Raw genomic sequence first — 23050 nt, 5'->3', positions numbered from 1 at the left:
TCATAGGCGTTGCCATGCCCATGATTCGGCTGACCGTGCCGACCGGAGCCCTCACCCAGGAGGGCCGGGCCACCGTCCAGCGCGACCTCGCGGCCGTCCTGCTGCGCTGGGAGGGAGCGCCCGACACTGCCTTCTTCCGCGCCCAGGCGTGGAGTTACCTCGTCGAACTGCCCGAAGGCACCCAGACCACAGCCGAGGACGATGCGCCCCGCTCTCGTGGAGGTGACCGTCCCGCAGGGGGCACTGTCTGAACGGCGCAGGGCCGGCCTTGTCCAGGACGCGACGAAGACTGTGCTGTCCGCCGCCGGCCTCGCTCCGGACGAAGCGCTACGGGTGTGGGTGCTCGTGCACGAACAGCCGGACGGAACGTGGGGTGCGGGCAGATCCGTCATCCGCCACGCCGATCTGGTTGCTCTGGCGCAGCCGGGCAAGGAGCAGGCCGATGCGTGAGCTGACGTACGTCGCCCGCCGCACGGTCGAGTGGCGCGAGGCCCCGGACCCTGAGCTCGGGTCCGATCGTGCGGCGATCGTCGCGCCGGTGGCCGCGACCTCTTGCGACGTGGATTCCGCGATCCTGGCCGGACACGGTTTCATCGACCCGCCGTTCGCCCTCGGGCACGAGTGCGTCGCCCGCGTCACCGACGTCGGTGACGACGTGACCACCGTGGCGCCCGGCGACCTCGTCGTCGTGCCCTGGTCCATCAGCTGCGGCACCTGCGAACCCTGCCGCACCGGGCTCACCGCCCACTGCACCTCGGTCCCGCACATGGCTATGTATGGCGCGCCGATCGGCGGCAGCTGGGGCGGCCTCTTCTCCGACCTGGTCCACGTCCCGTACGCGGACGCCATGCTGGTCCCGCTGCCGGCTGGCGTCGACCCGGTCGCGATGGCCTCGGCGAGCGACAACTGGTCGCTGTCCTGGCGGCTCGTCGCCCCGCACGTCAAGACCCGTCCCGGCGCGCGGGTCCTGGTCGTGGCCCGGGGCAGCATCGGCCTGTACGTGTGCGACATCGCCCGTGCGCTCGACGCCTCCGACGTCCTGTACGTCCACCCCGATCCCGAGCACCGCAAGCTCGCCGAGGGGTTCGGTGCCCGCACCATCGAGACCCTCGAACCGGTCCGCCACGGCTTCGACATTGCCGTCGAGGCGACCGGTCGCGTCGACCAGCTCGCGCTCGCGGTCAGGTCCCTCGCGCCGGAGGGTATCTGCGAGTCGGCGGGCAACCACTTCCGCCCCGGCGAGCTGCCGCTGCTCGATATGTACCTCACCGGCGTCACCCTCAGGGTCGCCCGCGACAACGTCCGCGCCCACATCCCCGACGCCCTCGACCTCGCCGCCTCCGGCACCGTCGACCCCGCACGCGTCGTCTCCCACGTCCTCGACTGGGAACAGCTCCCGAACGCGCTGACCGAGAAACACCTCAAGCCCGTCTTCGTCCGCAACACCACCCCGGCCGAGCCCGCACGCTGACCACGTCGTCGCCACCGGCGACCAGACACATAGACCCGTACGACCCGGCAGCCGAGGACCTGGAACGCCGACGGGAGGCGATCGCCGCCCTCGACCACGAGCTGCGCCTGCTCGTCGACGCCACCGTCCGCACCGCGGCCTCCCCGGAAACCCTGAACCACCTGGCAGACGGCGTCCGCGCCCTCACCGGCCGGCTCCCCCACCGCCAGGCGCGGCACATAGTCCCCGCCGGCCAACGTCCCCGGATCAACGCGTTGGCTGCAATGGGTTCCCCCGCGTCCTGGCCCGTGTTCGCCCACTGCTCGCGGTCACGTTGCGTAGCGCTTCGGCGGGAGTGAAGGATCCGGGCTTCCTCGGTGACATGTCGGAGCTCTGGATGACTCCCGCCCATGTGGGATGAGGTTCAGGGCGGCGGGAGGTGCGTGGTGCGGTCCTGTCGTGCTGCTGTGCGCAGTGCCGCGATGACGGCCGTGGTCGTCGGGTTGGTCGTTTCGGTGTGACGGGTCGCGGCGAACAGGAGGCGCAGGATCGGGTGGTCCTCGATGGGCGCCGTGCGGATCCCGGGTGCGCCCGGGTCGATGGCCGTCTGGGGGACGAGCGCGGTGGCGAGGCCGGCTCGTGCGAGGGCGAGCTGGGCGGCGATGTCGGCGGTGACGTAGCGCGTCGTGGGTGTGAAGCCGGCTTGGTTGCAGGCGTGCAGGACGGCCTGTCCGCAGTCCGTGGTCGCCGGTGGCACGACGAGGTTGTGCGTGGCCAGTTCGCGCAGGGCGACGGGACGCTCGTCGGATCCGTCGGTGGCGGTGACGACGAGCAGCGGATCGTCGAGCAGCGGCGAGATCTCGACGCCCCGCGGTGGGGTCTCCGGCAGGTGGTGGTATCGCTGCCCCAGCACCACGTCGACGGTGCCGAGCGCGAGTTCCCGCAGTTGCGCCTGGTCGGTGACGAGACAGGTCATGGCGAGCTGCGGATGGTCCGCGCCCAGCGCGGTCAGCGCGGGGGCCACGATCCTGGCGACGGTCGACGGCAACGCGGCGAGCGTGGCGGTGGCGCCGACCGTCCCCTTGACCGCCGCGACGGCGCACTCGGCTTCCTCCATGGCGGCGAGGATCCGGTCGGCGTGTTCGAGGAGGACGCGGCCCGCCTCCGTGAGCGCGACGGTTCGCCCGTCGGGACGCAGGAGGTCGACCCCCACGTCGTGTCTCAGTGCGGCCAGCTGCTGGGACACGGCACCGGCGGACAGCGCCAGCGACTGGGCGGCCGCGGTGATGGAGCCGCGGGCGGCGACGGTCTTGAGCATGTACAGACGGCGGATATCCAGCACGACTCGATAGATTACCTAAAGGGTTCCATCAGAAATCATCCCCTTGACCTGCTGAGTCGAGGTGAGCGACCTTCAGCGCATGGAGATCTTCGACTGCATCGCCGTGGTTGCCCGGCCGATTCACGATTTCGGTGACGAGTTCATGTCCGACGACGCGACCGCCGCCATCGGCCTGCGCGCCGGGTTCGCCCCGGGGCGCGGCTTCTACTGCCGCGGCCGGTTCGGGGTGCTCGGCGAGGCGCCGGCCTCGGTGGTTCAAGCGGTACAAGGCTTCCTCGGCCCCGATCTGGTCACCGCCGGCTGGCGGTCCGCAGGGTCTGTGATGCCGGCGGAGGAAGCCGTCGCCTGCTATGCACGGGCCGTCCGGACGTGGGGGCGTGCCAACATCTCCGCCGACGTTGACGTGGAGCACTTCAACCTGCTGGCACAGCAGCTGATCGACGCCGCCGACGCCGACGCACTGCCGCTGTTCGCCGGCTGGCGCGCGCAGCCCTGCCCCGGCGACGACCCGGTCGGGGCGGCGATGCAGCGCATCCACGTACTGCGGGAACACCGTGGAGCCTGCCATCTGGCGGCGGTGCGCCTGTGCGGGCTGAGCGCCCGAGAGGCAATGGTCATCAACCTCGGCGTCGAGCAGGCAACCCAGTACGGCTGGCAAGAGCCACGTCCCGTTGCCGCAGCCCTGATCCCCCGATGGCAGCGTGCCGAGCGACTCACCGACGAGCTGCAGGCGCCACTCTACGCCACACTGACCGACCGGCAACGTACCGAATTCGCCCAGTACGTCAACGCGTTGACCGGCTCCCCGACCCGATGACCGGACGTCGTAAACACCAACAGGTAGACGAAGACCAGCCGGTCATCACCCCCAACCCGAGACGCCAACCCAAAGCTAAATACGACGAAAACCAGCAAGACACCCTCTCGCAGGTACTCGACCAGGCCCGGCGCGCGTCTCGCCTGGTGGAGTGGGGTGCGCAAGCGCCCCAGGGGGCGGCATGATCGCGGCCATGCTGATCGCTCATGAGGGTCGTTCACCGACCGTCCACCCCACGGCCTATGTCGCTCCGACCGCCACGCTGTGCGGAGACGTGCGCGTGGGGGCCGGGTGCCGGGTGCTGTTCGGTGCGGTCCTCACCGCCGAGGGAGGGCCAGTGGAGCTGGGCGAGGGCAGCATCGTGATGGAGAACGCGGTCCTGCGTGGTACCCGAAGGGATCCACTGATTCTGGGACGGCAGGTCCTGGTGGGCCCCACCTCCTACCTGACCGGCTGCCGAATCGAGGACGAGGTCTTCCTGGCCACCGGCAGCCGCGTCTTCAACGGAGCACGGATCGGGACCCGCTCCGAGGTGCGGATCAACGGCATCGTGCATCTGCGCACCGTGCTGCCCGCCGACTCGATGGTGCCGATCGGCTGGGTCGCCGTCGGCGACCCTGTGCGCATCCTTCCGCCGGAGGACCACGAGGGGATCTGGGCGGTGCAGAAGAACCTGGACTTCCCCGGCTATGTCTTCGGCCTGGACCGCCCAGCCGACGGCGAGAGCCTGATGCCGGCCATCGCCGATCGCTTCGGCCGCAGCCTCGGCCGCCACAGCGACGACGAACAGGTCTGAGCCCCGCCGGAGGAGCTCGGTCCTGCCATCCTCTCGAGGGCTGGTCTGGTCTCCGTGGAGCCAGCCCTGCCGGTTGAAGGCCGGCGACGGCGAGGGACAGCGGCCGCGTCCCCGGCGAACGGTCTCGCCGGGCACCTCCGCCTACGGCCTGGCCTGGGCGTCCCCGGCGCGGTGCTCGCGGCGATCCTCAGCCGCTCCGGATACGGGCCGTACCTGCCGATCGGCAAGTACGGCCCGACGAACTGCCATGCCCCATCAGTCAGTTGTGTCCGTGTCATGCGCCACGAACTACCGGATCACGTCACGAAGCTTCCAACAGTGGGCCGAGTTCGGCGGCCCACTGCGGGTAGAGCGCGACCTTCTCCTCGTGCAGGGCAAGGGTGTCCCGGGCCAGGGTGGGCGTCATGTCGTCGGACAGGTCCGGGCCAATGGCGATCCTGGCCAGATAGGGCATGATCTGCGGGTCGCCGGCCAGGTGGACCGGATCATGCATGTACCGCCGCAGAGCCGGCAGGTCGGCGATGCCGACGCAGCAGGCATGGGTGAAGCCGCCGGGATCGCCGAGTACCTGACCCACCGTCGAGAACGACACCGACTCGACAGAGGCCGTCCGCCGTATCACCGCGAGCACGCGCTCGCGCTCCTCCTCCGTCGCAGTCTCCTTGAACGCAAAACGCAGCATGTGAACGATCACGCCTGTGCCACCCTTCCAGACATACTGAACCAGCGGGTTCAGAACACTGTTCTAACTGGTTCAACAGGTACACTGAACCCATGGGTTCAGAAGTGTCAACCGGGGGCAGGCGTACGGCTCGTGGGCTGATCGAGCGACGGCAGGCGATCCTGGACGGTGCGTTCGCGGTGTTCGCACGGCGCGGCTACGCCCAGGCATGCGTGAAGGAGATCGCACAGGAGGCGGGCGTGGCCAAACCGACCGTCTACTGCCATCTGAACGACAAGGAGAGCCTCTACCGCGAGGCCGTCGAGGCCGTCGCCGACCGGATCGGCGCGCGCAGCCTCGCTGCCGTCGAGCAACTGCGCGAAACCGCCACGGACGCCGACCCGCGCACCGCGCTCACGGCCGTGGCCTGCGGCCTACTGAAGGCGTTTGGCGACGCAGACGCCATCGCTGTAAGGCAGTTGGCCTGGGCGCAGGCGGCGCAATTCCCCGACCTGGCGGCGAGCGTGAGCGAGCGCACAGCCCTGCGGGTACGCTCCGCCCTCGCCGACCGCCTGGCCCGCCTGGCGCTCGATGGCCGCCTGAGCAAATGCGACCCGGAGCTCGCCGCCGAACACTTCCTCTCCCTGATCACCGGCTCGCTGGAGTACCGCTCCGGCGCCGCCCTGGAAACCGTCGCGGACCCCGCCGTGGACGTCTTCCTGCGCGCTTACGGAAAATGATCCGCTCCGGCGGCCTGTGGCCGCGAGTCGCGACGGCCGGCATCCACGGAGGAACATCGTCGAGAGCCTGATCAACAAGCCGAAAGCCCGGCGAGGCATGGTCATCGGCAATGACAAGACTCCCGGAAGCTATCTCGCTGGCCTGCATCTCCGCGCCTCCATGATCTGGATCAACGACCTCACGCGAACCGCCCTTTGATCACGACCGGGTACAGGCCCTAGGGCTCGTCCGGCGGATCATGGGCCGAGCCAGGGCCGGACCGAGGCGAGGGCCGGCCAGTGCCCTCATCGTGTTGACCGCCCCCGGCAGGCAGTGCTGGAGTCGGCACGTGGACAGCATCCCCGCCAACCGGCGGCTCTGGAACCAGATCAGCAGCGCCTACCAGCACGAGCACGACCCGCAAATCGGCGCCGCACCCCGGCTGTGGGGCATGTACTCGAGCCCCGACGCGCACCTGCACGCCCTGGGCGACGTCACCGGCAAGCGCGTCCTCGAACTCGGCTGCGGCGCCGGCCAGTGTTCCAGGGCGCTCGCCGCCGAGGGCGCCACCGTGGTCGGGCTCGACCTGTCCGAAGCCCAACTCGCCGCAGCGGCCCGCGCGATGGGAGCGGCCCGGTACCCGCTAGTGCAAGGCGCCGCCGAACAACTCCCCTTCGCCGCCGACAGCTTCGACCTGGTGTTCTGCGACTTCGGTGGGCTCAGCTGGGCGCCCCCGCACCTGGCCGTCCCGCAGGCCGCTCGCGTCTTGGGCCGAGGCGGGCGCCTGGTGTTCAACGTCGCCAGCCCATGGTTCGAAGCTTGCTACGACGAAGCCGCCAGCCGCGTGACCACGACGCTGCAGAAGGACTACTTCGGGCTGAACACCATCGCCGAAGACGACGGCGCGACCAGCTATCAGCTCACCTACGGCGACTGGGTCAAGGTCCTGCGCGGCGCGGGTCTCATCATCGACGACCTCATCGAGCCGCGGCCCGAACTTGGAACACCCAACGGCTACAACGAAACCGATCCACCCGACTGGGCACACCGCTGGCCGGCGGAACTGCTCTGGGTAACCCACAAACCGTAAGTTCCGCCGCGCCGAGACGTGAAGGCATCCCCTCGCCGGACAGGCCCTGGCGCGCGGCGTCCCCTGGCCAGGTCTCGATGGGAGTGCCACGTCTGTGGCGGCGACGGTGACAGCCAGTTCGACGACACCACGATGTACTCCGATTACGAGTGCGACGACGAGAACGATGAGGAGGCGACGGGGTGACGCCGCGAAGGAGGCGAGGCGCCGGAGGCGGCCGCCGCGCGCAGCGGAACGAGGCAGCCCGGCTCACCGACCAGCTCCTCGCTGAAGGGTTCAACAAGAAGCAGGTCGGAGAGATCCTGGGCCGCAACCCGTCCCTCGTGTCGCAGGTCTTCACCAAGAACAAGGGCGCCTCGATGGTGGAGGCACTGCGGGCCGTGGTACAGGAGGTCCAGGCTGGCGGCCCGCGCAGCGTCGAAAGCCTCACGGCGCTCGCCGCTGCCCACATCGAGCCGCGGCAGACCAGGGAGGGCAAGCCGGCGCGTGTGCGCAGCAAAGACGTCCTGCGGGCTGAGAAGACCGTGGGGAAGGGCGCGGAGCGGCACAAGGAGTGGACTTCGTCTCTGGCGCAGGCCGGTAAGCAGCACATCGCTTCCGGAGCGTCCCGGCTCTACCCGGTGGTGGAGGAAGCCGCCCGCTACGGTGGACGGATCGCCTTCACGGTTCGGGCCAAGAAGAAGGCCTACAAGCACGACGCCGGCCTCATGGCCGACTCCCCCGGTGTGCGGCGCAACGTCGTCAAGCGGCCCGACAGTACCGAGGAACGCTCCTACGGCAACAACGTCGGCGGCCCCGGTTCGAGCGAGGAGGGCTTCGACGCCGTCCAGTTCAAGGCCATGGTCGACGCGGCCGGCGACGTCGCCGCCGCCGTTCATACGTGGCTTGTCGCCACCGGACGCCTCGACCCCGATGCGGTCATCGTCCACCTGGAGATTCGCGCCTGGAAGCCCAGGGAGTACTGAGCCTGAGCACAGACCGGCGGAAGGAGGCTGCGGCAGACCGTCGACGTCGAGGACTCCACCAAGGGCGGCGGGAATATCACTTCACTGCTCGGGCCCGCAAGGGCCCCCTTCAAGCACGACGCCGGCCGCACAACTGCGGCGGCCCCCCGGGTCCGGCGAAGAGGGTTTCGACGGAGCTGAGTTCAAGGCCATGGTCGAGCCGGCCAGCGGCGACGTCACCGCCGCCGTGCAGAAGTGGCTCGTCGCCACCGGACGCCTCGAACCCGGAACCGACATTGTCGGCCTGGAGATCCGAGCATGGATGCTGAGGACGGCCCGAGACGTCTCAGGGTGCCGGCCCTGTGGGAGCGGTACCCTGTGCTGCGGCAGAGCCTGCGTTGCCACGGACGGCATAGCGCCCGCAGGTGTGAGGTCGTGACGATCTACTTACTGACCTTGAACTCGTGATGTCGGTCGGATCGTGGTGTCGTGCAGTCTGAGACCGCTGGACGCTGGCTGGTACGGCTCAAGAGCGTGGCTGCAGCCAATGACGCGCGGCGGTCATCGTCACCTCGGTGACGTCGCTCCATGAACAGACTTCCAGCCACGACAGGTAGCCGCCCTGGGTGAAGGCCAGGACCTCGCCGGGACACTCACCGGCCTCGGTAACGAGCTGCGCTTCGGCCGCCACGACGGTGCTGGGGCCGGTGGGGGCGGGCTCCACCTCGCTGGTGTCGAGCTCGAAGTAGGCGGTGCCGCACCCGCATGTGCAACGCGCTCGCACGCTGAGGTGCGGAACCTGCCGTCGGAGCGCGGCATGAACCGGATTGTCCGTGTTCAGGACTGCCGCAAGCACCTCGGCTACGTCGGCAGGCAGGCTCTCGCTCATTCCGTCACCGTATCTGACCAGCGGCTTTAGGTCTCGACGAAGCCCGCCTATCCCCGTTCGGTCGGCCAGCGTGCTCGCAGTCCGCTTCGAGGCAACTGTTCTCGTCGCCGCGATCAACGAATGGCTGTGACCTCCCGGAAGTGTCAGTCCTGCATGTCATCCTGACCGCGGCCGGGTCAGCGGGGCGAGGGGAGACAGAGGCGATGGGGGCTGCGTAGTTCCGCACCGAAAGTGAGAACGGCGACCACATCGACGATCCGTCCGAGGACGCGCTGTTCATGCTGATCGACGACCTCAACGGCTCTGACAACACCTTTGTGGTCATCCAGCCCGACGAGAACGACCCGGCCTGGTTCACCTCCGTCGCGGTCCTGGACGAAGGCGGCTACGAAGTCGTCCGGCGCGACACCGTCCGACGCGAGCATGACGTCACCACGTCACGTGATCGCCCGGACAAGTCCTTGTGGGAAACCTCTGCTGCGGCCAGTGCCTCGAACACCGCGTCGCTCTGGTGGCTGCTGATGCGCCGGCTGACGTGACACTGCTGAGTGTTTCGGGGCGTGCTTAAGATCGTCTCTGCCGTATCAAGCGGCGCCCCAGCCTGGGGGAGGGCTGGCACTTCAGGGGAGGAAGACCTTATGGAACGGTTCCGCCGGATCCGGATCGCTCTCGCGGGCGCGTTGTGCGCCGCGATGCTGCCCGCGGCCGCGGCCCAGGCCGAGACGACGAGCCCGCAGACGTACAACATCTGGCAGTGGAACGTCGCCGGGCAGAAGCTCAACAACGGCTCCGTGACCTCAGGCATGGTAGACGGGGCCGTGTCGTCGATCGTGTATCGCAACGCGGACTTCGCCGCGTTCAACGAGCTCTGCGCGAACCAGTGGCGCGCGCTCGTCACTCAGCTGCGAGCGGCGAATTGGCCCGACGATCACGACAATTTCGGCCGCTTCGAGGCCAGCAGGCCGGCGGGCGATCCCGACGTGTGCGGTGGGGAGGCGTTCGGCAACGCGATCTTCAGCAAGCGTCCGCTCGGCACCGCCGACCGGATCAAGCTCCCGGACGACGGAACCAACGAGAAGCGGAACATGCTCTGCGCGCCGCTCCTCGCCGACGCGGCCACCCGCTTCTGCACGACGCACATCACGGTGGCTTCGAACGACGACAAGCTGAAGCAGCTGCAGGCCGTCCAGGTACAGCTCGACGCCTGGGTCAACGCCGGCCAGACGGTCATGATCGCGGGTGACCTCAACGTCCAGCCCCACTACCCCTCGCTGGACACGTTCTACTCGGCCACCTTGGACACCACTCTCAACGGCGGCAACAAGGGGTTGTTCCGGGAACTGGACGACACCGACCCCGTCAAGGCGGATCCCCCCACCTGCCTCGGATACGGCGAGTGGACGGCCGACGACGACACCGTCAGCCAGTCACCGTGCAACACCATGCGGAAGATCGACATGATCTTCGTCTCGGAGGCGGCGCTCGCCAGCCCGGACAGCTACAGCGCGGACTCGCTGGGGATCTCCACCAACTGCGCCCGCACGGCAAGCTCGCCCGACGGCCGCTGCTCGGATCACCGCATCCTCATCGGCACCGCCACCGTGAAGTAGCGGGCCGCACAGCGTCCCCGTCGACCGGCTGCCGGGCCCCCGGTGCGCGAGAGCGCGCAGCGCTCGGTCCGGGCCGCCGCGCAGCGGAGCGCCCGGCACGCAGCGAGGTGCGGGCGGGGAGCGCAGCGGACCGCCCGCACCGGGCGACGCGCACGGCGCAGCGCCCCGCTCCCAGGGAGAGAACGGACGCTGCGCCCCCACCCCACTGCTCGCTAACACGCGCTGTGATCACCCGGGGAGGCTGCCGTGCCCGCTGCCACTACCTGCGGCGGGCTGTCGCACGGTCGAGGGGAAGCCCGCCGAAGTCCACTACCACTCCATCCCGATACACCCCAGCCGCCCAGCGAAACCCGCAGGTCATACAGCAAAATCCTGCGGTGGAAAGAGGGACCTGACCGTGAGGTGCATCGGCCCGAACGAGGCCCGGAGCTTGCTCGTCGCGCCGGTCACCTCGAACAGGTCGGCGAAGAAGTCCGCTTTCGGAACGGGGCGGGACCCCTTCGGGTCGGGCGGTCCGACGGTGACCGGGACCTGGGCCGATCCGGAGTCCCCGATCGTGTGCGGCAACCGGTGGACCCGGAACCAGGCCGTGTCGACCTGACTGCCGCCCCTCTGCCGTATCCGTACGGTCACCGACCTGCCGACCGGCCCGGTGATGTCGAAGGAGAAGTCGACCTCGAAGAACCCGAGGAACAGGACGATCTTCGTGGCGGCGGCGCTGATCGTCCATGGTGTCTCGATGAGATCCAGCGTGACGGGAGAGCTCTCCGCGCTCGTCGCGACGGCCGGGTGGTCCGTCTCGAAGACGAAGCCGGAGAACCGGTGCTCCCCCGGGTCCGTACCGGCCGGGGGAGCGACCGTGACGGCGAAGGCCTCGGTGCTGCCGGGGGTGAACACCCGGGTGTCGCGGTCGATCGTGAACCAGGAGACGGCGGCCCCGGTGCTCGGGTCCGGCTGCATGATGAGCGTGCCCCGCCGCTGCTCGGGTGCGGTGGTGGTGTTAGTGACCGCGAACGACACGGCGACGGACTGCCCGTCACGGACGTCCACCGAGGTGGCGGACGGGGTCACCGTCCAGGACGCCGTCATGTCCGGGCAACCGTCGGGCGGGCCCGAAGCCGCGGCTGAGCGTCCTCGGAGAGTTCGAGCATCCGGGTGGTCTCGGGCGCCGGCGGGACGCCGAGCTCCTGTTCGAGCACCCGGCGGCACGCCGCGTACGCGCGGCGCGCCTCGCTGAGGTTGCCCTCCTGCAGGTGGATGCGGATGACCGACCGGTGCGCACTCTCCCGCAGGCTGTCGAGGCGCAGCGCACCCAGCGCCAGGTCCAGGGCGAGCCCGAACTTCCCCTCCGAGGCCAGTCGTTCGGCGAACGTCTCTCGGACGTGGAAGTGCAGCTGGCGCAGCCGTTCGCGTTCGTCGGCGAGCCACTCGTCGCCCCAGTCCGGGAGGAGCTCCCCGCCGTCGCCGATGGTCTGCGGCATCGCTGTGGCGTCGGGCCGGGCCTCCTGCAGGACCGCCTTCGTCCGCTCGATGAGGACGCGCACGTCCACGGTGACGTCGGGGGCGAGGTCGATGGCTCCGCCGGTGTCCACCACCAGCCCCGGGGCGGTCTGGTTGACCCGCCAGATGGCGGTACGGAGACTCCCCAGCGCCTTGTTCTCGGGGCTGTCGGGCCACAGGGTGCCAGCCACCCGGCTGCGGCTCTGCCGCCCGCGCAGGGCCAGGACCACCAACAGCCGCTGCGCGCCGACGGGGAGGCGGACCTCCGCGTGCCCGGCCCGCAGCCGGAACGATCCCAGCAGGGTGAGCGAGACCCGCCCGGTCGGCGGGGCGGTGACCGGGCCGCGCGGGAGGCCGCCCGGTGCGGCGGGAGCACCGAGCGCAGTGACCCTGTCGGTCGCGTCATGGGGCATGCCGGCTGCTCCTTCTCGCGTGGCGGCAGCTGTCCCTCAGATCGTTACCCCGTGGTTTCGCTCTGTCAAAAGTCGCCACGGATGGGTCGCGTCCGATCGGTCCACTCCGCACCGGGTCGCCCCTGGCATCGTGACGCGAGCGTGACGCCGGGGTGACGACCAGGGCTCAGGGTGGCGCCCATGAGGAGCTTTCCGGGCAGTCCGCGGGTCCTGTGCGGGGCGATCGTCGAGGTGGATCCTGCCAGTCCGCTCTCCCGTCTCGTCGTGTTCCAGTACAACCCCGACCGGATGACCCGGAGCCTGCGGCCGCTGGCGCCGGCGGCCGGTCAGGCCTCCGACGCCCGCCGTCTGTCGGGCGCGCCGGTGGAGACGGTCACGATGACGGTCGAGGTCGACGCCGCCGACCAGATGGAGCAGGGCGACCCGGTGGCCGCCGTCGGCATCGCGCCGCAGCTCGCCGCGCTCGAGATGCTGCTCTACCCGAGTACCGCGCAGGTGGTCGCGAACGCCGCGCTGCTCGCAGCCGGCACCATCGAGATCGTGCCTCCGGAGAGCCCGCTCGCCGTGCTGGTCTGGGGACCGGGCCGCGCGGTTCCGGTGCGGATCCAGAGCCTCGGCATCACCGAACACGCCTTCACTCCCGACCTCTTCCCCACCCGCGCCGAGGTCGAGCTGTCGGCGCAGGTGCTCTCCTACAACGACCTGCCGGTCGGCAGTCCGGGGTACGCGCTCTTCCTCGTGCACCAGGTGATGAAGGAGGCGATGGCGGTGGTGGCCGGCGTCTCCGGGGCGGTGTCGGCCGTGACCGGCGCCGTGGCGGGCTGACCGTGGCGGGCGCAGCGGGCAGGTACGACGGCGCCGAGGTCGCGGTGGCGACGGTGCGGGATGCCGACGGTGCCGAGCGGCAGGTGCGCTACCTGCGCCGGGTCCGCCCGGCGGCCCCGTCGGCCGGGCGGCCGCTCGCGACCCACCTGGTCGTCGCGGGCGACCGGCTGGATACGGTGACCGCCCGCTACCTCGGCGACCCGCTCGCCTACTGGTGGGTGGCCGACGCCAATGCCGTGCTCGGACCGGACGACCTGATCGGACCCGCGACGGAGGGCCTCCTTCTGCGGATCCCCACCCCGGGGGTATGACCAGGTGTCCCTGTCCAGCCTGCGCCTGACCGTCCTGGTGGGGGCGACCGTCCCGGTGCCACTGCCCGCCGATCTCACCGCCCGGCTGCGGTCCGTCCGGGTCCTGGAGAGCGACGGGCAGCGGTCGGCGTTCACCCTCACCTTCGACGCGGGCCGCTCCGGGCTCTTCGCCCTCCGGGACACGCCCCTCCTGGCGGCGGGGCCGATCACGCCGTTCGCCAGGGTGGTCCTCGTGCTCGCGGTCGGCGCAGTGCCGACGGTCCTGTTCGACGGCATCATCACCGCCCTGGAACTGCTCCCCGGGGACGGTCCGGGGACGGCGGCCCTCACCGTCACCGGCGAGGACGTCTCCTACCTGCTCGACCGCGTCGAGGTCGACGCGGAGTACCCGGCCCTCGACGACCACCAGCAGGTCCTGGCGATCCTCGCGCCGTACGCCGCCCATGGGATCATGCCGATGGCCGTCCGGCCCGCGGACACCGAGCCCGCCCTGCCGCTGGAGCGCGTCCCGACACAGCACGCCACCGACCTCGGCCACCTGACCGCGCTCGCCCGGCGGCACGGCTTCGTCGCCCACGCCGTCCCCGGCCCGGCGCCCGGCACCAGCGGCTTCTACTGGGGCCCCCCGGTGCGCTCCGGCGTGCCGCAGCGCTGCCTGTCTGTGCGCCTCGGCCCGGAGACCAACGTCCGGTCGATCCGCTTCCGCACCGACGCGCTTGCCCCGGTCCTCGTCGACGGCGACGTCCAGGACCCGCGCACTGGGGCCCAGGTCCCGGTGGCTGTGCCCGGCAGCCTGCGCGCGCCGCTCGCCGCCGTACCGCTGTTGCTGCGGCACCAGGCGGACGTCCGGCGGCGGCGCGAGGTGCGCGACAGCGGCCTCGACGTGATCGGCGCGCTTTCCCGGGCCCAAGCACAGGTCGACCGGTCGACCGACGCGGTGGTGGCGGAGGGCGAAGCAGACGGCGAGCGCTATGGCGGCGTGCTCCGCCCGCGGGCCCTGGTCGGCGTCCGCGGGGCCGGCTGGTCGCACGACGGCCTCTGGTACGTGCGCAGCGTCGAGCACGCCCTCGAACCCGGCTCGTACACCCAGCGTTTCGTGCTGTCCCGGGACGGCCACGGCTCGGCGGTCCCGTCGGTGCTGCCATGACGGCGGGCGATGTGGGCCACGGCCGGAGGGGACGGACATGACCAGGTTCTACGGGAAGTACCGCGGGAAGGTCACCGCCAACGCCGACCCTCTCATGCGGGGACGGGTGCAGGTCAGCGTCCCGGCCGTGCTCGGCAGGGGGCGGCTCTCCTGGGCCGAGCCCTGCGTCCCGTACGCGGGCCCCGGCGTGGGTCTGTTCGCCGTCCCGCCGACCGGCGCCCAGGTGTGGGTCGAGTTCGAGGCGGGCGATCCCGACCGACCGATCCTGGCCGGCTGCTTCTGGGGCACCGGCGAGGCGCCCGCCGTTCCGGCCCTGCCTGGGGTCAAGATGTGGAAGACCGACGCCGTGACGATCACGCTCAGCGACCTGCCGGGCGGCGGGCTCACCATCGAGGTCGGCCCGCCGGTCGCCGTCGTACCGGTACGGATCTCCTGCACCGCCGAGGGGCTGGAGCTGTCGGCGGGTCCCGCCGGGGTGACGCTCAGCGGGCCCACGGTCTCCGTCAACAACGGCGCCCTGGAGGTGACCTGATGCCCGGACCGCTGGTCCACGAGGGGGCCGTCGCGCTGTGCGCGCACGGCGGCCGCGCCACCTCGACCGTGCTCAACCCGCGGGTCACGGTTGGCGGACGTGCCACCGTCCTGCTCGGATCGCTGTGGGTCGTCGCCGGGTGCGTACCGCCCCCGCCCCCGGGCACCCCGCCGTGCGCGTCCGCCCAGTGGACGGCGGGCACCGTCCGGGTCCGGTCTCTCGGCCTGCCGCTGGTGATCCAGGGCGGCACGGCCGTCTGCGTTCCGACGGCGGGACCGCTTCTCGTCACCGCCGTCCAGACCCGGGTTCGGGGGGCTTGATGCATCTGGGCTTCCCGCTGCGGCTGGACACCCGCGGCCGCCTCGCTCTGGTCGACGACGATGAGTACCTGCGCGGGCTCATCGAGGCGGTGCTGTTCACCCGCCCCGGCGAGCGGGTGAACCGCCCGGAGTTCGGGGCCGGGGTCGACCGGCTGGTCTTCGCGCCGGGCGACGACGAACTCGCCCGCGGCACTCAGGCGCTGGTCCAGGCCGCCGTCCAGCAGTGGCTCGGCGACTCGCTGCGGCTCGACGAGATCACCGTGGAGGCGGCGGACGCCGTGCTCTCGGTCACCGTGGTCTACACCCCGCTGAGCCCCGAGAGCCCGTCGGGGGAGACCAGAGTGCTGCGGGTGACCGGAGGGAGTGAGGCGCATTGACCCGCACCGATAGGCAGCTCGGGGTCTTTCCGGCCCCGGGCTTCGACCGGGACGCCAGACGGGCGCTGGTCGCGGCCGCCGGGGGCCTCGACGGGATCGACTTCGTCGAGGTGCTGCCGGTGCGGCCCGCCAACCCGGGCCACACCGCGCCCGCCCCGCCCCGTTGGACCGTGGTCGTGCACCTGATCCACGGGCCGCTTCCGGCTGGGTTCGCGGCGGGCGCCGGGCGGGACCGGGTCGTCCTCCTCGACGACGGCCCGCCCGGCCCGGCGGCCGATCCGGTCCGGGTGCTCTGGGCGTACCCGGCGACGGAACTGGCCGGCCCGGACCTTCCGCCGGGCGTGACGGAGGACGACCGGCGCCAGGTCGCCGACGCCGTCCCCGCCGCGGCTCGCGGCCGGGTGCTCGTGGTCCGTACGGAGGGCGGCATCCGGTCGGCCCGCACTCTCCGCCTGCTCGGCGAGGACGGTACGGGCACACCCGGCGGATTCGACGAGCCGCTGGCGCAGATCCCACTGGACCTCGACGTGGACTGCCCCGCCGAGGTGGAGTGCCGGCCGCCCGACGACGAGCCTGTGACCACCGCCTCCCCCGTCCTGGACTACCTCGCCCGGGACTACGAGGGCCTGCGTACGCGGCTGCTGGACCGGCTGAGCGTGCTGCTGCCGGACTGGACGGACCGCTCGCCCGCCGACATCGGCGTCACCCTCGTCGAGCTTTTCGCCTATCTCGGCGACCGGCTGGCCTACCGTCAGGACGCGATCGCCACCGAGGCATACCTGAGCACCGCCCGACTGCGGGCGTCCGTCCGTCGGCACGCCAGACTCCTCGACTACCGCGTCCACGAGGGCTGTTCGGCCCGGACCTGGCTGGCCTTCGACACGCCGCGGGTCACCGACCTGCCGCTCGCGAGCGCGGTCGCCGACCTCGGGTCCGATCCCGGCCGGCGACGGCCCACGGCGGCGGAGGCGGCCGCCGTCAGCGCGGTGGTCTTCGAGACCTGCGCGGCGGCCCGGCTCACCCCGGACCGCAACCGCCTCCCACTGCACGCCTGGGGCGCCCCGGAGGTGACCCTGCCTGTCGGCGCCACCTCGGCCTTCCTGGCCGTGCCGGCGGACACCGAGCCCGGATTGCGGGCCGGTGACGTCCTGCTGCTGGTGGACGTCGGGGCGTCGGGCCGACCGGCCGACGGCGACCCGGCCCGCCGCTGCGCGGTGCGACTGGACCGCGACCCGGTCGAACGCGTCGACGCACTTGCGACCACCCGGCGCGTGTTCGAAGTGCACTGGCACCACGAGGACGCTCTGCCGGTGGCCCTGCGGGTCTCGTCCCCCGACCCGGCCGCGCCGCCCCGGCCGACGACCGTGGCTTTCGCCAACGTCGTCCTCGCGGACCACGGTGCCTCGCTCGCCGGGGACCGCCTGGATCCGCCGACCGCCCCCGCCGACGCCGACGTCGTCTACCGTCCGCTCCTGCGGCGGCCGGGCCTCGCCTGGGCCGTGCCCGCTGACCCGCCACCGGCCGATGGCGCGGGCCGCGACCCGCGCAGCGCGACGGAGGCCCTGCGCCCCGATCCGCGCGAGGCGGTCGCCCAGCTCTGGCTCGACGACGGCACCCTGCTCTGGTCGGCGAGCCCGGACCTGATCGGCAGCGCGCGCGACGCGCCGCTGTTCGTCGCCGAGCCGGAGGCCGACCGCTCGGTCCGGCTGCGCTTTGGCGACGGCACCACGGGGCGGCGGCCCGGGCCCGGCACGGTGCTGACCGCCCGCTACCGGCTCGGCGGTGGCACGGCGGGCAACACCGGACCGGACACCCTCGGCACCCTCCTGCTGCTGCCCGATGGCACGCTGCTCGACGGCGTCACCGTCACCAACCCGCTGGTCGCCTCCGGCGGCACCGACCCGCAGCCGCTGTCCGCGGTCCGAGAGCTGGCCCCGAGCGCCTTCCACCTCCGGCAGCGGGCCGTCACCGCCGCCGACTACGCTGCCGTGGCCGTCGACGACGGCGCCGTCCGCCGGGCCGCATCCCGCTCCCGGTGGGCCGGTTCCTGGCGCGTTCAGCAGGTCGTGGTAGAGGCTGAGGACGGCGCGGACCCGTTCGCCGGGGGCCTGGCCGCCCTGCTCGACAGCCGGCGGACGGCCGGCGTCGAGGTCGAAATCGCCCGCGCGGTCGTCGTCCCCCTGGACCTCCGGATCGCCTTCTGCCCGGGCCCCGGACAGCCCGCGGAGCTGGTCGCCCGCCACCTGCGGGCGGCGCTGTCGGCCGCCGTGCTTCCCGACGGGGGCCGCGGGTTCTTCCACCTCGACCGGCTCGGCCTGGGCCGCCCGCTGCTCCTGAGCGACCTGGTGGGCGCGGCGATGGCCGTGGTCGGCACCGCCCTGATCGACGTGGAGCGCTTCGGCCGCCAGGGCGCCGAGGAGGCGGAGCACCGGGCCAACCTCGCCGCCGGGCGGATCCGGGCCTCCGAACGCGAGACCCTGCGCTGCGACAGCGACCCCCGCCGCCCGGAGTACGGCCGGATCGAGATCGTCGAGCGGAGCGGCCCGTGACCCGTCCCGAGGAAACCCCCACCGTCCGGTCCACGGCCAACCCGCCGGGCCGGGCCGCCCTCAGCCGCCGGATCTCCACCCACGCCCAGGCGATGGCGTCGATGCGGGCCATCCTCCAGCACGAGGCACAGCCGGCGGCCGTCCGGGCACTCGCCCGCCGCCCAGCCGACGAACCGGCCATCGCTCTGCTGGACGGCTGGGCCATGGTCGCGGACATCGTCTCCTTCTACACCGAGCGAATCACCCAGGAGGGCTACCTGCGGACGGCGACAGAGCTGCGCTCGGTCCGGGAACTTGCCCGCGGCCTCGGGCAGGAACTCGGTCCCGGTGTCGCGGCCGAGGCCGACCTGGCGTTCACCGTCGAGGAGGCCGCCGGCGCGCCGCCGGCCGCGACCGTACCGAAGGGCACCCTGGTGCAGAGCGTGCCGGGCCAGGACCAGGCACCGCAGGTCTTCGAGACCGACGACGACCTCGAAGCGCGGGCCGCCTGGAACGCCGTCCCCGCCATCGCCGCCGACCCGCAGACCTGCAACGCGCGGACCCGGCAACTCTGGCTGACCGGCACCGGGTCCGGGCTTCGCCCGGGGGACACCCTGCTGGCCGTCGGCCCGGATCCAGGCCCGTCCGGCGAGGCGCCCACCCGGGACGTGCTGCGGGTGACCGGGGTGACGGCCGCGCCCCCGGGGTTCCCCAGCTGGACGCTGCTGCACCTCGAACCCCTGACGCCCAGCACCGACCCGGCCGCGGACCCGGCCGCCAACCGGGCACCGGGCCCGGGTGGCGGCAGCGTCCACGCCTTCGCCGAGCGCGCGAGCCTCTTCGGCTGGAATGCCCCGGCGACCGGCCTCCTGGCCCAGGCCGCGCCGCCCCCCGCGGCCGCGCCCGAGGCGCCCGGAGGTGGCCCGGGCCGGTTCCTCACCCTTGACGGCGACCACCCGCGCATCCTCCCCGGCTCCTGGCTGGTCGTGCAGACCGGCGACATCTGCCAGGGTTTCAAGGTCGGACCCGTGACACCGTCCGGCGACATAAGCAACGGTTTCAGCGGCCGGACCACCCGGATCGGGATCGACCAAGCCGACCAGGTGGCCATCGACCGACGAACCACGCTCGTGCACTGCCAGTCCGCGGAACTGCCGGCGGCCGTGATGCCGCGGACCGTCCTGGTGGCGGGCGCGAAACTGGAACTCGCCGCCACCGACCCGCCGCTGCCTCTGGGACGCACCGTCCTCGTCCAGGGCACCGCTGTCGCTGACGGGGACGGTGGTGGCACCGCCCTGGGTGGCACCACCGTCGAACGGGCGGTCGTACGGACCAGCACGGTCGACTGCAGCGGCACGCTCATGACCGTCACCCTGGACCGCGCCCTCCAGCACTCCTACCTGCCAGAGACCGTCACCGTCCTCGGCAACGTGATCCGGGCCACCCACGGCGAGCCGGTCCACCAGGTCCTCGGCAGCGGGGACGGTGCCCGCACCTTCCACCGCCTGCGTACCCGGCGCGGACCGCTGACCCACCGCCGGACCGAGGCCTCGGCCGAGCCGGCGAGCACACTGCGGGTCAGTGTCGACGGCGCCCCGTGGTCCGAGGTGCCGTCGCTGGCCGCCGCCGGGCCGCACGACCCGGTGTTCGCCGTCCGGGCCGAGGAGGACGGCACCGTCGAGGTGGTGTTCGGCGACGGGCAGTACGGCGCGCGGCTGCCCACCGGCACCGAGAACATCACCGCCGACTACCGGGTGGGGACGGGAGGCGACGGCGCCCTCGACCCGGGACAGCTGACCCTGCCGCTCAGCCGCCCCCTCGGTATCGCCGCCGTCACCAACCCCGCTGCCACCTGGGGCTGGGTGCCCCCAGCCGCCCTGTCGGACGCCCGGCTGGACACCTCACTGCGCATCCGCACGCTGGACCGCGTCGTGTCCGTCGCCGACCACGAGGACTTCGTCCGCGGCCTGGCCGGCATCGGCGGCGCGCGGGCGGAGACAGTGTGGAACGGCAGCCGGCGCATGGTCGTGGTCTCGGTCACCGGCCTGGGCTCCGCGTCCCTCGACGACGGCCTGCTGGCCGGACTCGACGCGGCTCTCGCCGCCGTCCGCGATCCGGGCATCCCCGTGCTGGTCCTGCGGGCCGAGACCCACCGATACGGCATGCGGGTGGAGCTGGAGGCCGAACCGGGTTCCCAGTGGCCCGCCGTCGCCCGGCGTGTCACCGAGACCCTGCATCAGGAGTTCGCCGCGGAGCGCCGGCCGTTCGGATCACCGGTGACGGACTCCGCTGTGCTGGCGGTGGTCCGGGCCGTCCCCGGTGTCGCGGCATGCACCCTGCCGCGCCTGCTGCGCCTGGCCCCGGAAGCCACGTACCTCCCCCCGGACACAGCGGCCGAGCGGGTCATCGGCCCGTCACCGGCCCGCGTGGAGGCTGGCACGATCCTGGCGGCCGGAGTGATCGGCCTGGCAGCCGAACACTGCAAGATCCGGAGGATGAAGTCATGACCGTGACCGCGGCAAGCACGGGAGCTCCGGGCGGCGCGGACCGCTTCCGCGCCCTGCTCCCGGCCCACCTCTGGGCCCGCGACGACCGGTCGGAGGGCACCCTGCGGGCGCTGCTCTCCGCAGTGGCCGGCGAACTCAACTTGCTGGAAAAGGACTTGGGAGGCCTGTACGACGGCTGGTTCGTGGAGACCTGCGAGGAGTGGCTGCTGCCCTACCTCGCCGACCTGATCGGCCTCACCGAGACGCTGCCCGACCTCGGCGAAGGCGTCAGCCCGCGCAGCGTCGTCGCTAACACCCTCGCCCACCGGCGCCGCAAGGGCACCGTCGCGGTCCTCGAACAGCTCGCCGGAGAGGTCACCGGCTGGCAGACCCAGGTCGTCGAGTACTTCCGGCTGCTCGCCGTTTCGGCGCACGTCCGCCACCCCCGCCCGGACCGCCCGGCTGCGGCCTCGCTGCGCCACGCGGAGCGCCTGGACCACCTCGGCGGCGGGTACGACCGCCGGCCGGACCGCTCGGCACCGCCACCGGACCTCACCGGCCCGGCCAGGGGCGTCTTCGACCCGCTCGCCCGCTCGGCCGATGTGCGCGGCATCGGCCGCGGGCGCGGCCGGTACGGCCTGCCCTCCGTCGGCGTGTTCCTCTTCCCGCTCCGCACCTACCGGGTGGGACCCGACCCGGCCGCCGTGCCGACCGGCGACAGGTGGTCCCAACCGCGCGCCGTCGACAGCGGCTACCGCGTCGACCCGCTCGGCCGCAGCACCCCGCTCTTCCCGGACGCCCGGCGGCGGGTGGGCACCGACCGGCTCGCCCGAGAGGAGGACCTGCCCGTCCCCCTGCGGCCGCGGCGCCTGCTGGCCCTGCTCGAAGCCGCCCGGGCCGGTGAGCTGGACCCCGAGGAGCTGCCCGTCCAGGTCCGGATCGGCCGGCCCGGTCCGACCGCCGGCGCGAAGCCCGAGGAGCCGACCGGGGACCCGGCGAAGCAGCCGATCGTGCTGGGCCCGGAGCGGCTGCGGGTCGGCGGACTGGAGGACCTCGCCACGCTCCCGGGCGTCCAGGTGAGTGTGGACACCGTCACCGGACACCTCACGGCGTACCGCGACGGCCAGCCGGCCTCGTCGCTCGACCTCTTCGTCCGCTACCACTACGCGGGCCTCGCGGACGTCGGCGCCGGCACCTACGACCGGGGCCCGGTCCACGCGCGGGTGCTCGCGGCCGAGGGCCGCCGCTACGGGAACGTGCTGGGCGTCATCACCGTCCGCGCCGACGCCGTTCCCGGCGGTACGGTGTCCGCCTCGATGGCCGACGGGCTCGACCTCGCCCACCGTCTGTGGCGCGACTCCACGGTGCCGGCCGCCGGAACGACCGTGGTGGTGGCGGTCGGGGACAACGCGAGCCACCCCGGCGGCCTGACGGTCACCGTGCCCGCCGGGGCCCGGCTCGTCCTCGTCGCCGCGGCCCGACCTGTGCCGGGCCACCCGGCCGCCCAGACGCCGTTCTACACGCCCTGCGGACTGCGCCCACACCTCGCCGGCCCGCTCGCCGTCCGCGGCGGAGCGGACAGCGGCCTGGTCCTCGACGGCTTTCTCCTGGACGGTGATCTGACCGTCCTGCCAGGGCAGTTGGGCGAGCTGACGGTCTCGCAGAGCACCGTCGCCGGACGGATCGCGGTGACCTCGGACGCCGACAGCGACAACGGCCGGCTGCGGGTGGGCGTGCTGCGCAGCACCGCCCATGCCATCGACCTGGCCCACGGCGTCCCGGCACTCGCCGTCATCGACTCCGTGATCGACGCCGAAGCCGCTGTCAAGGCCGACGGTGCGGGCGGCGAGCGGCCCGACCAGAGCGCGGTCTCGGCGCCCGGCACCGCCGTCTCCATCGACGGCAGCACCCTCCGGGGCGCAGTTACCGCCCGCACCATCGACGGCGCCAACAGCCTGCTCGACGGCATCGCCTTCGCCGAGCAACGGCAGACCGGATGCCTGCGCCACTGCTACGCCCGGCCCGGCTCACGCCTGCCCCGCCGCTTCCGCTGCGTGCCGGAGAACACCGGGACCCCGCCGGAGCCCGTGTACCTGTCGACGGACCCGGGCTCGCCCTACTACCTGGCACTCGCCCCGGACTGCCCCACCCCGATCGCCCGCGGCGGGGAGGGCGGCACGGAACCGGGCGTCCACCACCACCTGCACCGGCCGCTGCGTCTGGGGGCGGTACGCAAGCACCTCGCCGCCTACGTACCGGCCGGACTGGAGATCGGCATCATCGGGAGCTGAC

Annotated in this window: 22 protein-coding genes and 1 pseudogene; 18 read left to right on the top strand and 5 right to left on the bottom strand. The window is 72.3% G+C overall.

The features are described from left to right. Positions 1-14: 14 nt before the first annotated feature. A pseudogene (locus ACFV9D_RS24595) lies at positions 15-450 on the top strand (4-oxalocrotonate tautomerase family protein). Then, positions 443-1471 carry a zinc-binding dehydrogenase gene (locus tag ACFV9D_RS24590; protein WP_385150083.1) on the top strand — a complete coding sequence of 343 codons (1029 nt, stop codon included), beginning with the start codon at positions 443-445 and terminating at the stop codon, positions 1469-1471. The pseudogene ACFV9D_RS24595 and the gene ACFV9D_RS24590 overlap by 8 nt, the downstream one beginning before the upstream one ends. Positions 1472-1874: 403 nt before the next feature. Here ACFV9D_RS24590 and ACFV9D_RS24585 read toward each other — a convergent pair whose 3' ends face one another. Then, on the bottom strand, positions 1875-2792 hold the full coding sequence (locus ACFV9D_RS24585) for a LysR substrate-binding domain-containing protein (protein WP_385150080.1): 918 nt from the start codon (positions 2790-2792) through the stop codon (positions 1875-1877). Positions 2793-2871: 79 nt separating this feature from the next. Here ACFV9D_RS24585 and ACFV9D_RS24580 point away from each other — a divergent pair, with 79 nt between their 5' ends. Both ACFV9D_RS24580 and ACFV9D_RS24575 read left to right on the top strand, forming a co-directional pair. Continuing rightward, positions 2872-3609: a hypothetical protein gene (locus tag ACFV9D_RS24580; RefSeq protein WP_385150077.1), complete on the top strand. Its 738-nt coding sequence runs from the start codon at positions 2872-2874 to the stop codon at positions 3607-3609. 193 nt (positions 3610-3802) lie between these two features. Beyond that, a complete protein-coding gene (locus ACFV9D_RS24575; protein ID WP_385150074.1) occupies positions 3803-4405 on the top strand; it encodes a gamma carbonic anhydrase family protein in 603 nt (200 codons plus the stop codon). A 301-nt stretch (positions 4406-4706) separates the two neighbouring features. Here the strand turns inward: ACFV9D_RS24575 and ACFV9D_RS24570 are convergent, their stop codons facing one another. Next, the gene (locus tag ACFV9D_RS24570; RefSeq protein ID WP_385150071.1) at positions 4707-5087 is read right to left on the bottom strand and encodes a Dabb family protein; all 381 of its coding nucleotides are present in this window, start codon (positions 5085-5087) and stop codon (positions 4707-4709) included. A 92-nt stretch (positions 5088-5179) separates the two neighbouring features. Between ACFV9D_RS24570 and ACFV9D_RS24565 the strand changes: the two genes are divergently transcribed. The 3 genes from ACFV9D_RS24565 to ACFV9D_RS24555 all read left to right on the top strand — a co-directional run bounded on the left by ACFV9D_RS24565 (position 5180) and on the right by ACFV9D_RS24555 (position 7841). Next, positions 5180-5806 (top strand): TetR/AcrR family transcriptional regulator, encoded by a 627-nt coding sequence (locus tag ACFV9D_RS24565; protein ID WP_385150068.1) that lies wholly within the window; start codon positions 5180-5182, stop codon positions 5804-5806. A gap of 329 nt (positions 5807-6135) precedes the next feature. Continuing rightward, positions 6136-6876 (top strand): class I SAM-dependent methyltransferase, encoded by a 741-nt coding sequence (locus ACFV9D_RS24560; protein WP_385150065.1) that lies wholly within the window; start codon positions 6136-6138, stop codon positions 6874-6876. Between the two features lie 182 nt (positions 6877-7058). Further along, positions 7059-7841, top strand: a complete 783-nt coding sequence (locus ACFV9D_RS24555; protein ID WP_385150062.1) for a hypothetical protein — start codon at positions 7059-7061, stop codon at positions 7839-7841. A 505-nt stretch (positions 7842-8346) separates the two neighbouring features. On the opposite strand, the gene ACFV9D_RS24550 is transcribed toward ACFV9D_RS24555, so the two are convergent. Then, positions 8347-8709, bottom strand: a complete 363-nt coding sequence (locus ACFV9D_RS24550; protein WP_385150056.1) for a hypothetical protein — start codon at positions 8707-8709, stop codon at positions 8347-8349. Positions 8710-8957: 248 nt separating this feature from the next. Between ACFV9D_RS24550 and ACFV9D_RS24545 the strand changes: the two genes are divergently transcribed. Both ACFV9D_RS24545 and ACFV9D_RS24540 read left to right on the top strand, forming a co-directional pair. Beyond that, on the top strand, positions 8958-9248 hold the full coding sequence (locus ACFV9D_RS24545; protein ID WP_385150301.1) for a hypothetical protein: 291 nt from the start codon (positions 8958-8960) through the stop codon (positions 9246-9248). A gap of 99 nt (positions 9249-9347) precedes the next feature. Next, the gene (locus tag ACFV9D_RS24540; RefSeq protein ID WP_385150053.1) at positions 9348-10319 is read left to right on the top strand and encodes an endonuclease/exonuclease/phosphatase family protein; all 972 of its coding nucleotides are present in this window, start codon (positions 9348-9350) and stop codon (positions 10317-10319) included. A 357-nt stretch (positions 10320-10676) separates the two neighbouring features. On the opposite strand, the gene ACFV9D_RS24535 is transcribed toward ACFV9D_RS24540, so the two are convergent. Together ACFV9D_RS24535 and ACFV9D_RS24530 are read right to left on the bottom strand one after the other, a co-directional pair. Further along, positions 10677-11408 carry a hypothetical protein gene (locus tag ACFV9D_RS24535; RefSeq protein WP_385150050.1) on the bottom strand — a complete coding sequence of 244 codons (732 nt, stop codon included), beginning with the start codon at positions 11406-11408 and terminating at the stop codon, positions 10677-10679. Then, complete coding sequence (locus ACFV9D_RS24530; protein WP_385150047.1) at positions 11405-12232, bottom strand: BTAD domain-containing putative transcriptional regulator; 828 nt, start codon at positions 12230-12232, stop codon at positions 11405-11407. Before ACFV9D_RS24530 ends, ACFV9D_RS24535 begins: the two co-directional genes overlap by 4 nt. Before the next feature lie 180 nt (positions 12233-12412). Between ACFV9D_RS24530 and ACFV9D_RS24525 the strand changes: the two genes are divergently transcribed. From ACFV9D_RS24525 to ACFV9D_RS24485, 9 genes are read left to right on the top strand one after another with little or no spacing between them, the layout of a single operon-like run. Continuing rightward, positions 12413-13057, top strand: a complete 645-nt coding sequence (locus ACFV9D_RS24525; protein WP_385150044.1) for a hypothetical protein — start codon at positions 12413-12415, stop codon at positions 13055-13057. 2 nt (positions 13058-13059) lie between these two features. Further along, the gene (locus ACFV9D_RS24520) at positions 13060-13368 is read left to right on the top strand and encodes a hypothetical protein (RefSeq protein WP_385150041.1); all 309 of its coding nucleotides are present in this window, start codon (positions 13060-13062) and stop codon (positions 13366-13368) included. Between the two features lie 4 nt (positions 13369-13372). Further along, positions 13373-14515, top strand: a complete 1143-nt coding sequence (locus tag ACFV9D_RS24515; RefSeq protein WP_385150038.1) for a hypothetical protein — start codon at positions 13373-13375, stop codon at positions 14513-14515. A gap of 37 nt (positions 14516-14552) precedes the next feature. Continuing rightward, entirely contained in the window at positions 14553-15047 is a 495-nt protein-coding gene (locus tag ACFV9D_RS24510) for a phage baseplate assembly protein V (RefSeq protein ID WP_385150036.1), read from the top strand. Then, on the top strand, positions 15047-15367 hold the full coding sequence (locus ACFV9D_RS24505) for a hypothetical protein (protein ID WP_385150033.1): 321 nt from the start codon (positions 15047-15049) through the stop codon (positions 15365-15367). Before ACFV9D_RS24510 ends, ACFV9D_RS24505 begins: the two co-directional genes overlap by 1 nt. Beyond that, on the top strand, positions 15367-15744 hold the full coding sequence (locus ACFV9D_RS24500) for a GPW/gp25 family protein (RefSeq protein ID WP_385150030.1): 378 nt from the start codon (positions 15367-15369) through the stop codon (positions 15742-15744). Before ACFV9D_RS24505 ends, ACFV9D_RS24500 begins: the two co-directional genes overlap by 1 nt. After that, complete coding sequence (locus tag ACFV9D_RS24495; protein WP_385150028.1) at positions 15741-18293, top strand: hypothetical protein; 2553 nt, start codon at positions 15741-15743, stop codon at positions 18291-18293. The genes ACFV9D_RS24500 and ACFV9D_RS24495 overlap by 4 nt, the downstream gene beginning before the upstream one ends. After that, complete coding sequence (locus ACFV9D_RS24490; protein ID WP_385150025.1) at positions 18290-20779, top strand: putative baseplate assembly protein; 2490 nt, start codon at positions 18290-18292, stop codon at positions 20777-20779. The genes ACFV9D_RS24495 and ACFV9D_RS24490 overlap by 4 nt, the downstream gene beginning before the upstream one ends. After that, on the top strand, positions 20776-23049 hold the full coding sequence (locus ACFV9D_RS24485; protein ID WP_385150022.1) for a phage tail protein: 2274 nt from the start codon (positions 20776-20778) through the stop codon (positions 23047-23049). The genes ACFV9D_RS24490 and ACFV9D_RS24485 overlap by 4 nt, the downstream gene beginning before the upstream one ends. The last annotated feature ends 1 nt before the right edge of the window (position 23050 follow it).

Source organism: Streptomyces sp. NPDC059875 (assembly GCF_042731085.1).
Lineage (GTDB): Bacteria > Actinomycetota > Actinomycetes > Streptomycetales > Streptomycetaceae > Streptomyces.
Note: the sequence above shows the minus strand (reverse complement) of the source record. Positions and strands in the feature narration are given on the sequence as shown.

What these genes read in the sequence shown, in the direction of transcription:
- ACFV9D_RS24530 (WP_385150047.1), bottom strand. Translation starts at nt 12,232, where the DNA reads ATGCCCCATGACGCGACCGACAGGGTCACTGCGCTCGGTGCTCCCGCC.
- ACFV9D_RS24550 (WP_385150056.1), bottom strand. Translation starts at nt 8,709, where the DNA reads ATGAGCGAGAGCCTGCCTGCCGACGTAGCCGAGGTGCTTGCGGCAGTC.
- ACFV9D_RS24485 (WP_385150022.1), top strand. Translation starts at nt 20,776, where the DNA reads ATGACCGTGACCGCGGCAAGCACGGGAGCTCCGGGCGGCGCGGACCGC.
- ACFV9D_RS24510 (WP_385150036.1), top strand. Translation starts at nt 14,553, where the DNA reads ATGACCAGGTTCTACGGGAAGTACCGCGGGAAGGTCACCGCCAACGCC.
- ACFV9D_RS24565 (WP_385150068.1), top strand. Translation starts at nt 5,180, where the DNA reads ATGGGTTCAGAAGTGTCAACCGGGGGCAGGCGTACGGCTCGTGGGCTG.
- ACFV9D_RS24590 (WP_385150083.1), top strand. Translation starts at nt 443, where the DNA reads ATGCGTGAGCTGACGTACGTCGCCCGCCGCACGGTCGAGTGGCGCGAG.
- ACFV9D_RS24540 (WP_385150053.1), top strand. Translation starts at nt 9,348, where the DNA reads ATGGAACGGTTCCGCCGGATCCGGATCGCTCTCGCGGGCGCGTTGTGC.
- ACFV9D_RS24500 (WP_385150030.1), top strand. Translation starts at nt 15,367, where the DNA reads ATGCATCTGGGCTTCCCGCTGCGGCTGGACACCCGCGGCCGCCTCGCT.
- ACFV9D_RS24575 (WP_385150074.1), top strand. Translation starts at nt 3,803, where the DNA reads ATGCTGATCGCTCATGAGGGTCGTTCACCGACCGTCCACCCCACGGCC.
- ACFV9D_RS24525 (WP_385150044.1), top strand. Translation starts at nt 12,413, where the DNA reads ATGAGGAGCTTTCCGGGCAGTCCGCGGGTCCTGTGCGGGGCGATCGTC.
- ACFV9D_RS24505 (WP_385150033.1), top strand. Translation starts at nt 15,047, where the DNA reads ATGCCCGGACCGCTGGTCCACGAGGGGGCCGTCGCGCTGTGCGCGCAC.
- ACFV9D_RS24570 (WP_385150071.1), bottom strand. Translation starts at nt 5,087, where the DNA reads ATGCTGCGTTTTGCGTTCAAGGAGACTGCGACGGAGGAGGAGCGCGAG.
- ACFV9D_RS24535 (WP_385150050.1), bottom strand. Translation starts at nt 11,408, where the DNA reads ATGACGGCGTCCTGGACGGTGACCCCGTCCGCCACCTCGGTGGACGTC.
- ACFV9D_RS24580 (WP_385150077.1), top strand. Translation starts at nt 2,872, where the DNA reads ATGGAGATCTTCGACTGCATCGCCGTGGTTGCCCGGCCGATTCACGAT.